General features: G+C 70.7%; 15 protein-coding genes. 8 read left to right on the top strand and 7 right to left on the bottom strand.

Going from position 1 to position 13,529, the window contains the following annotated elements:
* Positions 1-502 (top strand): amidase family protein (locus ITP53_RS02785; RefSeq protein ID WP_268960902.1); only part of this gene is annotated, 502 nt, incomplete at its 5' end.
* Between the two features lie 84 nt (positions 503-586).
* On the opposite strand, the gene ITP53_RS02780 is transcribed toward ITP53_RS02785, so the two are convergent.
* Positions 587-748: a hypothetical protein gene (locus tag ITP53_RS02780; protein WP_195893667.1), complete on the bottom strand. Its 162-nt coding sequence runs from the start codon at positions 746-748 to the stop codon at positions 587-589.
* Between the two features lie 140 nt (positions 749-888).
* Positions 889-1,428 carry a hypothetical protein gene (locus ITP53_RS02775; protein ID WP_195893666.1) on the bottom strand — a complete coding sequence of 180 codons (540 nt, stop codon included), beginning with the start codon at positions 1,426-1,428 and terminating at the stop codon, positions 889-891.
* A 281-nt stretch (positions 1,429-1,709) separates the two neighbouring features.
* Here ITP53_RS02775 and ITP53_RS56915 point away from each other — a divergent pair, with 281 nt between their 5' ends.
* From ITP53_RS56915 to ITP53_RS02765, 3 genes are read left to right on the top strand one after another with little or no spacing between them, the layout of a single operon-like run.
* Positions 1,710-2,525 carry a hypothetical protein gene (locus tag ITP53_RS56915; protein WP_236050358.1) on the top strand — a complete coding sequence of 272 codons (816 nt, stop codon included), beginning with the start codon at positions 1,710-1,712 and terminating at the stop codon, positions 2,523-2,525.
* Positions 2,494-3,168 (top strand): IS200/IS605 family accessory protein TnpB-related protein, encoded by a 675-nt coding sequence (locus ITP53_RS56910; RefSeq protein ID WP_328813782.1) that lies wholly within the window; start codon positions 2,494-2,496, stop codon positions 3,166-3,168. The genes ITP53_RS56915 and ITP53_RS56910 overlap by 32 nt, the downstream gene beginning before the upstream one ends.
* 60 nt (positions 3,169-3,228) lie before the next feature.
* Positions 3,229-3,633: an archease gene (locus ITP53_RS02765; RefSeq protein ID WP_195893665.1), complete on the top strand. Its 405-nt coding sequence runs from the start codon at positions 3,229-3,231 to the stop codon at positions 3,631-3,633.
* 172 nt (positions 3,634-3,805) lie between these two features.
* Here the strand turns inward: ITP53_RS02765 and ITP53_RS02760 are convergent, their stop codons facing one another.
* Positions 3,806-5,227 carry an RtcB family protein gene (locus tag ITP53_RS02760; RefSeq protein ID WP_195893664.1) on the bottom strand — a complete coding sequence of 474 codons (1,422 nt, stop codon included), beginning with the start codon at positions 5,225-5,227 and terminating at the stop codon, positions 3,806-3,808.
* 112 nt (positions 5,228-5,339) lie between these two features.
* Positions 5,340-6,131, bottom strand: a complete 792-nt coding sequence (locus ITP53_RS02755; protein ID WP_195893663.1) for an IclR family transcriptional regulator — start codon at positions 6,129-6,131, stop codon at positions 5,340-5,342.
* Between the two features lie 123 nt (positions 6,132-6,254).
* Here ITP53_RS02755 and ITP53_RS02750 point away from each other — a divergent pair, with 123 nt between their 5' ends.
* The 4 genes from ITP53_RS02750 to ITP53_RS02735 are packed head-to-tail and all read left to right on the top strand — an operon-like array spanning position 6,255 to position 9,696.
* Complete coding sequence (locus tag ITP53_RS02750; RefSeq protein WP_195893662.1) at positions 6,255-6,908, top strand: ABC transporter permease; 654 nt, start codon at positions 6,255-6,257, stop codon at positions 6,906-6,908.
* On the top strand, positions 6,895-7,911 hold the full coding sequence (locus tag ITP53_RS02745; protein WP_195893661.1) for an ABC transporter ATP-binding protein: 1,017 nt from the start codon (positions 6,895-6,897) through the stop codon (positions 7,909-7,911). Before ITP53_RS02750 ends, ITP53_RS02745 begins: the two co-directional genes overlap by 14 nt.
* Positions 7,901-8,668: an ABC transporter permease gene (locus tag ITP53_RS02740; protein ID WP_328813779.1), complete on the top strand. Its 768-nt coding sequence runs from the start codon at positions 7,901-7,903 to the stop codon at positions 8,666-8,668. Before ITP53_RS02745 ends, ITP53_RS02740 begins: the two co-directional genes overlap by 11 nt.
* A gap of 56 nt (positions 8,669-8,724) precedes the next feature.
* The gene (locus ITP53_RS02735; protein WP_195893660.1) at positions 8,725-9,696 is read left to right on the top strand and encodes a glycine betaine ABC transporter substrate-binding protein; all 972 of its coding nucleotides are present in this window, start codon (positions 8,725-8,727) and stop codon (positions 9,694-9,696) included.
* Between the two features lie 23 nt (positions 9,697-9,719).
* Here ITP53_RS02735 and ITP53_RS02730 read toward each other — a convergent pair whose 3' ends face one another.
* From ITP53_RS02730 to ITP53_RS02720, 3 genes are all read right to left on the bottom strand, one after another.
* Entirely contained in the window at positions 9,720-10,820 is a 1,101-nt protein-coding gene (locus ITP53_RS02730; RefSeq protein ID WP_195893659.1) for a sugar phosphate isomerase/epimerase family protein, read from the bottom strand.
* Positions 10,821-10,955: 135 nt separating this feature from the next.
* Positions 10,956-12,131 (bottom strand): ROK family transcriptional regulator, encoded by a 1,176-nt coding sequence (locus ITP53_RS02725; protein ID WP_195893658.1) that lies wholly within the window; start codon positions 12,129-12,131, stop codon positions 10,956-10,958.
* Between the two features lie 381 nt (positions 12,132-12,512).
* Complete coding sequence (locus ITP53_RS02720; protein ID WP_195893657.1) at positions 12,513-13,529, bottom strand: LacI family DNA-binding transcriptional regulator; 1,017 nt, start codon at positions 13,527-13,529, stop codon at positions 12,513-12,515.

Below are 13,529 nucleotides of genomic sequence, written 5' to 3'. Positions count from 1 at the left end.
GGGGCCGGTGGAGGAGCTGCGGGCGCCGGAGGGGTTCGCGGACGAGCTGCGGGAGACGTACGCGGCGATCCAGAGCTGTGAGACGGCGGCCGTGCACATCACCCGGCTGGCCGAGGCGCCCGAGCTGTTCGACCCCGAGGTGCTCGAACGCCTGCGCGTCGCCGCCGACGTGCCCGGCTGGAAGTACGTCCGCGCCATGGCCGCCAGGACCCGGCTCGCCGAGGTCGCCGCCGCGTTGTTCGACCGCCATGACGTGCTCGCGCTGCCGACCGTGCCGCTCACCGCCCCGCTCGTCGGCCAGCGCGAGAGCGAGCTGGCCGGCGCGCCAGTCGCCGTGCGCGCCGCCCTGCTCGCGCTGACCAGCCCGTGGAACGTCCTCGACCTTCCCGCGCTGACCGTGCCCGCCGGGACGGTGGACGGCCTGCCGGTCGGCCTCCAGCTCGTCTGCCGCCCCGGCCACGAGCACCTGCTCTTCGCCGGCGTCCCGACCCGCCGCGCCTGACCGGCTCGGGCCGCCGCCGGCGTGACTGCTCAGCCCCGTTGGAGCCGGGTCAGTTCCTTGGAGCCGCTCCGTCGGGGAGCCGGGTCAGGCCTGTTGGAGCTGTTCGTGGAGGAGGCGGGCGGTTCGTACGAAACCGCTCGACCCCGTGCGGGCGGCGATCGCGGCGACCGCCGGGATCGTGCCGCGCGCACCCGCCCACCGGGCGGCGTCGATCGCGAAGGCCAGGACCCCGGCGCGGCCTGCCACGTCCGGAGCCACCTCGCGCGGGAGGCGTAACAGCGCCTGCTGCAGGTCCGCGGGCAGGGCCTCGACGCCCGCCCGCTCGTAGCCCTCCAGGCGCGCGACCAGCTCGGCCGGGTCGAGGTGGCCCGAGGTGAGCGTCGGGGTCAGGGCCGGTCGAGGCGTTGGTAGAGGCCGTATACGAAGCGGGCGCGGTAGTGCGTGCCGTTGTGGGGGAAGTCGATCGCCCAGTGGTGCGGGGCGAGGCCCTCGGTCTGGGAGGCTCCAGGGAAGCTCGCGCCGATGTCGGCCACGACGCACCCCCATGGGACCAGGTCCGCGAAGGTCAGCGCCGTATCGCCGCCAGGGCGGACGAACCACTGGTTCCACACCTCGCCGCCGGGGCCGAGCAGGACCTCGAACTCCAGGTCAGGCCACGACGGCAACACCCATCGGGCCACATCGCAGGTCAGGCTCCCGAACGGCGCCGCGCCCCGGTACGGCGGCGGCCCGAGCGCCATCCGCAGGGCGGCCATCCCCTTCGGGGCCCGGGTGGAGTGGGCCATCTGAGTCCACTGGGTGTGCGCGGCCCGCAGCTCCGCCCGGGACGCGCCCATGTCGTGGAGCGCGTCCTCCACCCGCCCCGGGTTGAGGTCGCGCATCCGGTGCATCAAGGCCAGCTCGAACTGGCGAACCCCGAACGCCATGCCCCTCACCCTGCCAGAGCGCCGCTGGAGATGCGGCGCCCCGGGCATAGTGCGGGGCATGGGGCTACTCGGCGCGGATGTTGTCGATGAAAACCTCGCCGCCGCTGTTGAGGAACAGCCACACGGCGCGAATCCTGCTCGGGTCGAGCGTGACCCGTGAGAGGCCTGATAACTACTCGAGGATCTATCAGTGCTCATCGGCGTTTCTCTCCTTGGCCGGGTGATTTGTCTGCCGCCTGAATGGGTCGTCCTCGTCCTGGTGTTGCGGCGGTTGTCGGTTCTTGTCTGGCGCGCTCGGTACAGGCCGGGTCCTGGGGGATTACGGCAAGTTGGTGTTCGATCCGCCGTTCGTCGCCCTCAGTCCGTCCGGTGTCGCCATCCGCACCCGCCTCAAGGGCCTCACGCCGGAGGACGACAAGGTGTTGCGGCTGGTGGGTGCGCATCTTGGCTCGCTCGCCTCGAAGGATCTCAAACAGCGGTGTGCCGAGGGGCTGGAGCACTCCACGGACACGTGGGCGCGGCGCAAGCGAGACCTGACCGGGGAGTCCTCCTCACGCTGGGCAGGCAGCATCACCAAGGCCACCCACGACCAGTGGGCGCTGTCGCGTCGTGCCCAGCTCGCCCACATCCAAGGACTGCAAACGGGCATTAAGACCATCGAGCACCGGCTGTCGCTGCCGGTCGGCGAGAAGGGCACGAAGCGTGTCCCGGGCGGGTACCGCACCCGGCAGGAGTGGTTCGCCAAGACCCGGCGCCTGCACCTACTGGAAGATCGCCTGGCTGCTAAGCAGGCCGACCGCGAAGCCGGTCGCGTCCGCGTCGTGCGGGGCGGCAAGAAGCTGGCTCGCCGCCGTCACCATCTCGAAGCTGCCCAGCTCACCGCCGAGCAATGGCGCCAGCGCTGGGAGACCGAGCGCTGGTTCCTCGCTGCTGACGGGGAGTCCGGGAAGAGGTTCGGCAATGAGACGATCCGCGTCACGCCGGACGGTGAAGTCTCGATCAAGCTTCCCGCTCCGCTCACTCACCTGGCCAACGCCCGCAACGGCCGGTACGTGTTCACCGCCCGTGTGCAGTTCCACCACCAACCCGGTCGGTGAGCCGCATCGCTTCTCCTACGACCTGTCCGGGCCGGCCGATCACCGTGACGCGCAGATCCGGCACGCCATCACCCGCCTCCTGCACTGGGCCACGAGCTGCGGCGTCGCTGCCATCGCGATTGAAGACCTCGACTTCACCGCCGAGAAGACCCGCGAGAAACACGGCCGCAAGAAGCGGTTCCGCCAGTTGATCTCCGGCATGCCCACCCGCAAGCTCAAAGCCCGGCTGATCTCGATGGCCGCCGAGGCAGGACAGTCAATCGTTGCGGTCGATCCCGCCTACACCTCTCAGTGGGGAGCCCGGCACTGGCAAAAGCCGCTGGTCGCCCCGCGCCGCGAAATGTCCCGTCACGATGCCGCCGGTATCGCGATCGGGCGACGCGCCCTCGGGCACCCGATCCGGCGACGGACGGCACCGCCCCCACATGACCAGAGCGATCGTGTGGGGCATCGGACCGTCCAGGCCGAGCCAGGTAACCAAGGACGTGAGGAAACCCGCCCACCCGTCACGGAGCGTGCACACGATGCACGTACCCGAACGGGGACCACACGAGGAACGCGGGAGACCAGTGCATCCAAAACCGTTCGGGATGCGCGCAGTGCCGGGACGCGGGTCCAAGACCCACTCCTGATCACTGATTAGGAACGGTTTCTTGACGGCTCCGGGCTTCCCCCGCGTACACGGCGCTGGTGGAGTGAGGTGATGAGCAGAGGCCATCGGGCGGTGGCGCACACCGCTGACATCGCGCTGGAGGCATGGGCGGACACCCGGGAGGAGTGCCTGGCCGAGGCGGTGCGGGCGCTGGTGGAGAGCTTCGCCGACATCTCGCACGTCCCGCCCGGCGAGACCGTTCCCGTCTCGGTGACCGGGGAGAGCGACGAGGCCATGCTCGCCGCGGTGCTGCAGGAGGTGTTGTACCAGGTCGAGGTGCATGACCGCGTGGCGGTGGACGCCTCGGTCGGCGAACGGGCCGAGGTACGGCTGCGCATGGTGCCCGTCGAGACGGTCGAGCAGGTCGGCGCGATGCCAAAGGCGATCGCCGTACACGAGTTGCGGTTCGGACAGGCCGGCAAGGTGTGGCAGGCCCACGTCGTGGTCGACGTCTGAGTACGACATGGCCGACGCCTGAGCACGACGCCTGAGCACGACGCCCGAGCACGACGCCCGAGCACGACGCCCGAGCACGACGCCCGAGCACGACGCCCGAGCACGACGCCCGAGCACGACGCCGAAGCGCGACGTCTGGGCGCGATGTCTGGCCCGGCGACTACAGGTCTGTTCAGCCCTTGACGACGCCGATCGGGGTGAGCTTGGCCACCGTACGGGCCAGGCCGGCCCGGGCGCACGCCGCGACCACCGCGTCCAGGTCCTTGTACGCCCCGGGCGTCTCCTCGGTCAGCCCCCGGGCCGACGCGCCGCGGACGGCGATCCCCTCGTGCTCCAGGTCGGCCCGCAACCGGGCGGCCGTGATGGTCTTGACCGCCTGGTGGCGGCTCAGCCGGCGGCCCGCTCCGTGGCAGGCCGAGGCGAACGCAGGGGCGCCGGGCACCCCGGCCAGCACGTACGAGCCCACCCCCATGGAGCCGGGCACCAGCACCGGCTGCCCGAAGGCACGTAGGTCGGGCGGCAGGTCAGGATGACCGGGCGGCAGGGCGAGGGTGGCGCCCTTGCGGTGCACGCACAGGCGCCTGGCCCGGTCGCCGACCTGGTGGGTCTCCAGCTTGGCGAGGTTGTGCGACACGTCGTACAGCAGGCTCAGCCCGCCGTCGCCGATGACCCGGTCGAAGGCGTGGCGGGCGGCCTGGCCGAGCAGTTGCCTGTTGGCCCGTCCGTAGTTGGCGGCGGCCGCCATCGCCGCCAGGTACGTCCGGCCCTCGTGCGAGTCGACCGGCGCGCAGGCCAGTTGCCGGTCGGGGACGCTGATGCCGTACCTGGTCATCGCCGCCTGCATGGTGTGCACGGAGTCGGTGCAGACCTGGTGGCCGAGCCCGCGGGACCCGGTGTGGATCAGCACGCACACGCGCCCCGGCCACAGCCCGTACGCCCGCGCGATCTCCTCGTCGTAGACCTCGGCCACCGCCTCCACCTCCAGGAAGTGGTTGCCGGAGCCCAGGCTGCCGACCTGCCGCAGGCCGCGTTCACGGGCACGGGATCCGATCGCGGCCGGGTCGGCGTCGGCGACCGCCCCGCGGTCCTCGCAGTGCTCAAGGTCGCCGGGCTCGCCGTGGCCCCGCTCCACTGCGTACCTGGCGCCGCCCGCCAGGACCTCCTCCAGCTCGGCCTCGCTGCCCAGCCGCCACACCGCGCCCTTGCTCATGCCGCGCGGGACGGACACGTCGAGCGCGTCCATCAAGGCGGCCAGGCGCGGCCGGAGCCGGTCGACGTGCAGGTCGGCGAGCAGCAGCCGGACGCCGCAGGAGATGTCGAACCCCACGCCGCCCGGCGAGACGACCCCGCCGTCCTCGACGTCCGTGGCCGCCACGCCGCCGATCGGGAACCCGTACCCCCAGTGCATGTCGGGCATGGCGTACGACGCCTCGACGATCCCGGGCAGCGTGGCCACCGCCGCCACCTGCCCCAGCGCCTGGTCGGCCGCCGGGTCGGGCAGCAGCTCCCGGGTGGCGAAGACCACGCCGGGCACCCGCATGGCCCCCTCGGGCTCGATCCGCCACCGGTATGGCGTCTCCTCGACCAGTTCCATCCCCGTCACCTTCGCCGAGTCGTGGGCCACGGGGAGGCGCCGAGGGCGCGGCGCCCTCTCCCTCCGCCCGCCGTCCACTACCCGAGCGCACCGGCCTGGTAACGCCGGCGGATCACACGAGCAGCTTCGCGCCCTGATGGCCCAGCGCGTAGGAGATCTCGCGAACCACCCCGGCGACGAGCCGGCCCATCTCGTGCAGCCGGGCCGGCTCGGCCACGCGCGTGCAATTCACGCTGACGGCCGCCGCGATCAGCCCGCGATGGTCGCGTATCGGCGCCGACACCGCGACCGGGCTGTCCTCCAGCTCGACCTCGGTCACCACGTACCCGTGGGAGCGGACGTGGTTCAGGTCGGACAGCCACCTCTCCTCACTGCTGATCGCGCTGTCCAGACCGGACGGCAGCCTGGCCCGCAGGAGCTCCATGACTTGGTCCTGCTCCCAGTCGGCGAGCAGTGAACGGCCGGCGGCGGACATGATCACCGGAATCGACACGCCCTCCCAGATGCGGTGGTAGGCCCGCGACGAGGGAATCGTCACCAGTGTCAGGGCCTGGTCGCCGCGCAGCACGCAGAGGTACGCGTCCTCGTCCAATGTGGTGACCAGGCCGCGCAGGAACCGGCCGGCCACCTGTACGAGCCGCGACTGCTGGGTCCGCGCGGCGAGCGCGAACACGCGCCAGCCCAGGTGGTAGCGGCGGGTCAACGGGTCGCGCTCGACCATGCCCTCGTTCTCCAGCGCGCGTAACGCTCTGGAGACCTGACTCTTCTCCCTCCCGAGCCGCTGCGCGATCCAGGTGACGCCGAACCCCTCGGCGTCCTGATCGTTGCCGTGACCTGCGAGTATTTCAAGGATCTCCAGGTCCCGGCGCAGCCCGGCGGAGGACACAGATGGCTTCTCAGTCATCCCCATCCGATCATAACGAAAGCATTGCACTCTAGTTGCAGTGGCCGCAACAGATTTTGCAATGACCGCAACAATTACGTACGTTTACGAACCAATGCAAGCGTAAGCGAAGGCGGTTCCTCTATGACGTTCAGCGAGTACGTGGTCTCCCGCTGGGACACCCTCTCGCTGGCCGCCGCCGAACACTCCCTGGCTGTGGCGATCGCGATCGGCATCGCCACGGCCATCGGGATCGGCGTCGGGCTGCTCACGTACGAAACGCCTAAGGCGCGTGGTTTCTCGCTGGCTCTGTCCGCCGGCATCCTGACGGTCCCCTCCCTGGCCCTGCTGACCCTGCTCATCCCGATCACCGGGCTGGGCTGGGGTTCGACGCTGGTCGCGCTGACCGCGTACGCGTTCCTGCCGATCATCAGGAACACGGTAACCGGGCTGCGCGGCGTGGACGCCGCGACCGTTGAGGCGGCCCGCGGGATGGGCCTGAGCCGCGTCCGCGTGCTGCTGCAGGTGCAGTTGCCGCTGGCCTGGCCGCTGATCCTGACCGGAGTGCGCGTCTCGGCCCAGATGCTGATCGGCATCGCGGCCATCGCCGCCTACGTCGACGGGCCGGGGCTCGGCTCCCAGATCTTCGAGGGGCTTTCCAGGCTGGGCTCGGTCAACTCGCTCAACGCCACGCTCGCGGGGACTCTCGGCATCGTGGTCATCGCGGTGCTGTTCGACCTGTTCTTCGCCGCCGTACGACATCTGACCACCCCGAGGGGGCTTCGTGTTCGACCGTGATCCAGCCGGCGTACGCATCGAATTGCGCGCGCTGACCAAGCACTACCCGGGGCAGGCCGCCCCAGCGGTCGACAACGTCACCCTGGACATCCCCGCCGGCGAGCTGGTGGTCTTCGTCGGCCCCTCGGGCTGCGGCAAGACCACCACCATGAAGATGATCAACCGGCTGGTCGAGCCCACGTCCGGCGAGATCCACATCGGCGGCCAGGACGTGCTCAGCCTGCACCCCGACGAGCTGCGCAGGCACATCGGGTACGTCATCCAGCAGGTGGGCCTGTTCCCGCACCTCACCATCGGCGAGAACGTCGCCCTGGTGCCCAAGCTGCTCGGCTGGCCGGCGGCCAGGAGGACCGAGCGGGTGGAGGAGTTGCTGGCACTGGTGAACCTGGACGTGGCGACGTTCAGGGACCGCTACCCGCGCCAGCTCTCCGGCGGTCAGCAGCAGCGCGTGGGCGTGGCCAGAGCGCTGGCCGCCGACCCGCCCGTGATGCTGATGGACGAGCCGTTCGGCGCCACCGACCCCATCACGCGCGAGCACCTGCAGACCGAGTTCGCCAAGCTGCAGAAGCAACTGCGCAAGACGATCATCTTCGTCACCCATGACTTCGAGGAGGCCATCAAGCTCGGCGACCGGATCGCCGTCCTGCGCGAGCACTCGCACATCGCGCAGTACGACACGCCCGCCAACATCCTGGCGAACCCGGCCGACGACTACGTGGCCGGCTTCATCGGCCAGGACGCCACGCTGAAGCGGCTGGCGCTGCTGCGCGTCGAGGACATGCCGGCGGACAGCCCGGTGCACGACCCCGCCCTCCCGCAGGTCACCGGCGACGCCAGCCTGCGCGAGGCGCTGGACGTCATGGTGGCGCACGGCACCGACCGGTGCAGCGGCCCGCAGGGGGTGCTGACCTACGCGGGCCTGTGCGCGGCCGTCGGCAGCGCACCGCCGGGGAGCGGCACGGACGCCGCCCCGCGCGAGGGAGTGGCCGCCGGTGACCGCTGAGACGATCACGGCCCGCCCGGTCCGCGCCCCCCGGCGCCGCTCGGGCCTGCGCCACCTCTTCACCCCCGCCGCCATCCTCGTGGCGCTGCTCGCCCTGTACGCCTGGGTCGGCACGCTGGAGCTCGACTCGATCGAGCAGCGCAGCCTCAACCAGGCGGTGATCATCGCCAAGGCCATCGAGCACGTCCAGATGACCGTCGTGGCGACCGCCCTGGTCGTGGCCATCGCGATCCCGCTGGGCATCGTCGCCTCGCGGGCCCGCAACCGGTTCGTCACCCCGATCATCCTGACCGCGGGCAACCTCGGCCAGGCCATCCCCTCTATCGGGCTGCTGGTGCTGTGCACGTTCCTCATGGGCGTGGGCTTCCAGACCGCTCTGGTCGGCCTGGTCGCCTACGCGGTGCTCCCGGTGCTGCGCAACACCATGGTCGGCGTGCAGCAGATCGACCCCGCCCTCGTCGAGGCCGCCCGCGGCATGGGCATGACCAAGGGGCAGATCCTGCGCCGGGTGGAGCTCAAGCTGGCCGTGCCGGCGATCCTGGCCGGGCTGCGCACCGCTCTCGTACTGACCGTGGGCGTGGCCACACTGGGCGCGTTCGTCGCCGCCGGCGGATTCGGCGAGCTGATCATCAACGGGCTCAAGCTGAACCGCATGCCCGTGACCATCGTCGGCGCCGTGCTCACCGCGTGCGTCGCCTTCCTCATCGACTGGCTGGGCGGGCTCGCCGAGACCCTGCTCAAGCCCCGCGGCATGTGACCGCGTGACCTGTCCCCCATCCCCGAGCCCGTCAACATAGCAAGAGGTGTCTTTGCATGCTTTCCCGTACACTCCGCCGGACGCTCACCATGATCGCCGCAACGGCGCTGACCGTGTCGGCGGTGGGCGCGTGCGGCGCCGGCGACGCCGTCGAGGCGGGCAGCGCGGGTAACGAGCTCGCCGGAGCGAAGTTCGTCGTCGGCTCCAAGGACTTCACCGAGAACATCATGCTCGGGGAGATCGCCGTGCACCTGCTCACCGCCCACGGTGCGGAGATCACGCCCAAGATCAACCTGGGCGGCACCGTGGTCAACCGCAAGGCGCTGCTGTCCAAGGAGATCGACCTGTACTGGGAGTACTCCGGCACCGGCTGGATCGAGCACCTGAAGAACGCCTCCCCGATCCAGGACTCGGCCGAGCAGTTCAAGGCCACCTCGGAGGCCGACCTGGCGAAGAACAAGATCCGCTGGATCGGTCCGACCCCGCTGAACAACACGTACGCCCTCGCGATCCGCTCGGAGAAGGCGACGGAGCTGGGCGTCAAGACGGTGTCCGACGTGGTCGAGCTGGCCAAGACCAAGCCCGAGGAGGTCTCCATCTGCATCGAGACCGAGTTCTCGACCCGCGACGACGGCCTGCCTGGCCTGTCCAAGGCGTACGACCTGAACATCCCGAAGGACAAGATCTCGCTGCTCGACACCGGAGTCGTCTACACCGAGACCGACAAGGGTCAGACGTGCAACTTCGGCGAGGTGTTCACCACCGACGGGCGGATCGCCGCACTCGGCCTCACGGTCCTGGAGGACGACAAGAAGTTCTTCCCGATCTACAACGCCGCGGTGACCGTACGGGATGAGACCTACCAGAAGTACCCGGCGCTGCAGAAGGTGCTCGAGCCGTTGATCGCCAAGCTGGACGACGCCACCATGCAGAAGCTCAACGCCAAGGTGGACGTCGACGGCGAGGAGCCCGGCAAGGTCGCCTCCGACTGGCTCAGCGAGGCCGGCCTCCTCGGCGGCGGCGCCTGACGCCGAGGAGGGCCCGCCTCGTGCTAGCCGCGTAGGGCGGCCATGTTCCGGTAGCTCAGCCCGGCGTACTCGAGTGACTGCGCCGGGTCGGCTCCGGGCGCGTTGTCCTGCTCGTACATGGGGTTGTGGAAGCCCCTGGAGCGCAGCTCGGCGAAGAACCGCTGGTAGTCGATGTCACCTGTGCCGAACGGCACCATGTCGTAGCCGTTGCCGGTGGCCGGGTTGGACGTGCCGTCCTTGGCGTGGAACAGCGGGAACCGCTTGGCCCTGGCCTGCACGGTGGCCAGCGGGTCGAAGACGTCGGTCTGCACCGAGCCGTCCGGCGCGGTGTACGTCTTGTGCTTGAACTGGGCGACGTACGCCCAGAAGATGTCCATCTCGAAGTGGACCAGAGCCGGGTCGCTGATGCCGAAGAAGTACTCCAGCTTCCGGATGCCGGACGAGCGGGTCGGCCGGCCCTGCGCGTCCAGCGGGCCGCTGTCGAGCAGGAAGGCGTACGCGGCGTCGTGGTTGTGGGTGTACAGCTTGATCCCCGCCGCGCGGGCGATCTCGCCGAGCTGGTTCCACTTCTCCGCCGCCACGTCCCAGTCGGCCTTGTACGCGCTCCCGGTGGGGTCGTTGCCGGTGCCGACGTGGCCGAGGCCGAGGATGCCGGCGATCTCCACCACCCGCTTGAACCGGTCGAGGTCGGCCGTCGACAGCGGCCACGAGCCGGGGATGAAGCCGTGGTTGCCCTCGGCCTGCAGCCCGTTGTCGTCCAGCCAGCGGCGCAGCAGTCTGGCGCCCTCGACGGTCTCCAGGTCGGCCCCGCCCTCCGCGTTGGCGTGCTGGCCGTATCCGGCGAACTCCACCTGCTTGTATCCGATGTCCGCGAGCGCTTCGAGCACCCGGCGGAAACCCGACGGGACGTTCGTGGACAGCGGGTCGCGCGAGATCGCGTCGCGCACGGTGTAAAGGATGATGCCGCGTCTGCCGCGCGGGATGAGAGTCCCCCGCGAGGCGGCCCGCGCGGGCGAGGCGAACGCGGCCGCGGCGGCGATGCCGGTGGTGGCCGCGAGCAGTTGGCGGCGGTTGAGTCCGAGCCGGCGGCCGAGCGCCTCTTCGTGTGCATGCGGATGACTCACGCGCGGTTCCCTTCCTTGAGGGACGCGTGCGCCGACCACGTCACTGCGGAATCCCGGCCCCCACGCGCATGCCACTGCCGCGAAGCCCGAGACGATCACATTGTTACTACGCCGCCGTCACCGGGTCAATGGTGCTCACTTCGTGATGATCCGGTCGATGGTGTCCGGTGCGAGCACGTGCTCGACCACCATGACGGCGGCCCCCATGACACCGGCGCGGTCGCCCAGCTGACTGACCCGGATGCCGAGATGCTGGGTGGCCAGCGGCAGCGACCTGCTGTAGATGGTCTCCCGCACGCCCGCGAGCACCTGCTCGCCGGCCTCCGCGACGTCCCCGCCGATCACGATGACCGACGGGTTGAAGAAGTTCACGATCGACGCCATCACCGTGCCGACCTCGCGTCCCGCCTGCCTGACGAGCCGGGTGGCCCTGAGGTCGCCCGCGCGCATCAGCGCCACCACGTCCCTGCTGCCCTCGGCCTCGATCCCGGACGCGCGCAGGGCCGCCGCCATCGACCCGCCGCCGGCGACCGCCTCCAGGCAGCCGACGTTGCCGCACCTGCAGGGCGCCTCCGACGCCGGCACCCGTACGTGGCCGACGTCTCCCGCGGCTCCCTGCGCGCCCCGGTGCAGCCTGCGGCCGGAGATGATGCCGCAGCCGATGCCCGTGCCCATCTTGATGAAGATCAGGTGGTCGACCTCGGGCCGCGCGGCCCAGTGCTCGCCGAGCGCCATGACGTTCACGTCGTTGTCGACCAGGACCGGCGCCCCGAGGCGCGCGCCGAGCCAGTCGGGCACGGCGAAGCCGTCCCAGCCCGGCATGATCGGCGGGTTCGCGGGCCGTCCCGAGGCGTGCTCGACCGGTCCAGGCAGGCCGATGCCCACCCCGCATACCTGGGACAGGTCGCGGCCCGCCGCGCTCAGCAGGTCCTGGAAGGCCCCCGCGACCCAGCCGAGCGTCTGCTCGGGCCCCTGGTCGATGGACAGCTCGGCGGTGCGTTCCGCGAGCACGCTCATGCCGAGGTCGATGACGGCGAGGCGGGCTCGGGTGGCGCCGAGGTCGGCGGCGAGCACGAGCCGCGCGCCGCCGTTGAACGCGAACACCGTGGCCGGGCGGCCCCCCGAGGACACCGAGTCCTCGCCGGCCACCACCCATCGGTGCTCGATCAGCCCGTCGAGCCGCTGCGACACCGTGGACCTGGACAGCCCGGTCAGCTCGGCCAGCTCCCCGCGGGTCCGGGGCCGCCCGGACCTGAGGATGCCCAGCAGCGCTCCCGCCCCCGGGGCGTGGCCGTTCGATCCACTTGACATGGCACCACCCTACTGCCGACATACTTCGAAAGTGGCCACCACTTCCGTTGACAATCATCAAAAGCGAGAATTATTGTCCCGAAATATGCACGACATCTGATTACGCGCTTGATAACGCTCTCCAGAGGGTCCCCGGTCTGGTCCCCTGCCCGCCGTCGCGCCGAGGCGCGGGAATCAGGGAATGCCACCCCGGCCGGGTCCTTCCGGCGAGGGTGAAAGAGCTCAGCCGCGCAGCTGTACCCGGTGGATCCTGATCCTGTGGCGAAACAGCAGGTGACACCCGCCGGGAGCGGGCCGACGGCCTCGCCGTTGCCGGATCGCACGCTTCTGGCACCGGGTGCTGGAGCGCTGCCGCCGTGAACCCCCGCTGGAGCGGTCGGCTCAGGCGGCGGGGGCGGTCGAGCCGCGGACGATCAGTTCCGTGGCGAGTTCGACGTGGTGGGAGTCGATGGGCTCGCCGGCCGCCACGCGCAGCGCCGTGCGGAGTGCGACGCTGCCCATCTCCCGCAGCGGCTGCCGCACGGTGGTCAGCGGCGGCGAGGCCATCTGGGCGATCTGGGTGTCGTCGAACCCGACGATGCTCAGGTCCTCGGGAATGCGCAGGCCCCGCGCCCTGGCCGCCTCCATGACGCCGAACGCGGTCTCGTCGCTGCCCGCGAAGATCGCCGTCGGCGCGTGGGGCAGGTCCAGCACGGCCACCGCCCCGGTGAGGCCGTCCTGGTAGCGGAAGTGGCCCGTCTGCACGTAGCCCGGCAGCACGGGCGTTCCGTCTGCCTCCATGGCGGCCCGGTAACCGTGCAGCCGCGCCTGGTTGCAGGCCGCGCTCGCGGGGCCGCCGATGTAGGCGATGCGGCGGTGGCCGAGTGACAGCAGGTGCTGGGTGGCGGTGAAGCCGCCGGCGAAGTTCGTCGACCCGATGCTGGTCACGCGGGCGCGCGGCAGGTTCAGCGGGTCGATCACGACCAGCGGGAGCTGAGCGCGCGACAGTTCGGTGAGCTGCCCGGTGGACAGCTCACTGGTCACGGCGATCAGCGCCCGCCGACCGGCGGCGACGAGGTTGCGGGCCCAGGCGGCGGTGCGTTCGTCAGATCCCCTGATGCTGACGACCACACCGACGCCCAGCTCCGCCCCGGCCATCACCGTCCCCTGGATGATCTCCGTGGAGTAGGCGTTGATGTCGGTGTCGAACTGCAACTCCACCGTGCCGAGTGCGGCCGGCTCGCCCCGGCGCGGCGACGGCGCCACGTAGTCGTGCTGCCGCAGCAGCGACTGCACCAGCGAACGGGTCGCCGGTGCGACGTCACTGCGGCCGTTGAGCACCTTGGACACGGTCGCGACGGACACGCCGGCCGAGGCCGCGACCGTGGCCAGCGTGGCGCGCCTGGGACTCGGCGGCAT

This window comes from Nonomuraea cypriaca, assembly GCF_015645445.1.
Lineage (GTDB): Bacteria > Actinomycetota > Actinomycetes > Streptosporangiales > Streptosporangiaceae > Nonomuraea > Nonomuraea cypriaca.
This window is presented reverse-complemented; position numbering and strand designations above follow the sequence as displayed.

Excerpts from the sequence above, each read along its gene's own strand:
- ITP53_RS02775 (WP_195893666.1), bottom strand. The coding sequence starts at position 1,428 with ATGGCGTTCGGGGTTCGCCAGTTCGAGCTGGCCTTGATGCACCGGATG.
- ITP53_RS02765 (WP_195893665.1), top strand. The coding sequence starts at position 3,229 with ATGAGCAGAGGCCATCGGGCGGTGGCGCACACCGCTGACATCGCGCTG.
- ITP53_RS02760 (WP_195893664.1), bottom strand. The coding sequence starts at position 5,227 with ATGGAACTGGTCGAGGAGACGCCATACCGGTGGCGGATCGAGCCCGAG.
- ITP53_RS02755 (WP_195893663.1), bottom strand. The coding sequence starts at position 6,131 with ATGACTGAGAAGCCATCTGTGTCCTCCGCCGGGCTGCGCCGGGACCTG.
- ITP53_RS02750 (WP_195893662.1), top strand. The coding sequence starts at position 6,255 with ATGACGTTCAGCGAGTACGTGGTCTCCCGCTGGGACACCCTCTCGCTG.
- ITP53_RS02735 (WP_195893660.1), top strand. The coding sequence starts at position 8,725 with ATGCTTTCCCGTACACTCCGCCGGACGCTCACCATGATCGCCGCAACG.
- ITP53_RS02725 (WP_195893658.1), bottom strand. The coding sequence starts at position 12,131 with ATGTCAAGTGGATCGAACGGCCACGCCCCGGGGGCGGGAGCGCTGCTG.
- ITP53_RS02720 (WP_195893657.1), bottom strand. The coding sequence starts at position 13,529 with ATGCCGCCGAGTCCCAGGCGCGCCACGCTGGCCACGGTCGCGGCCTCG.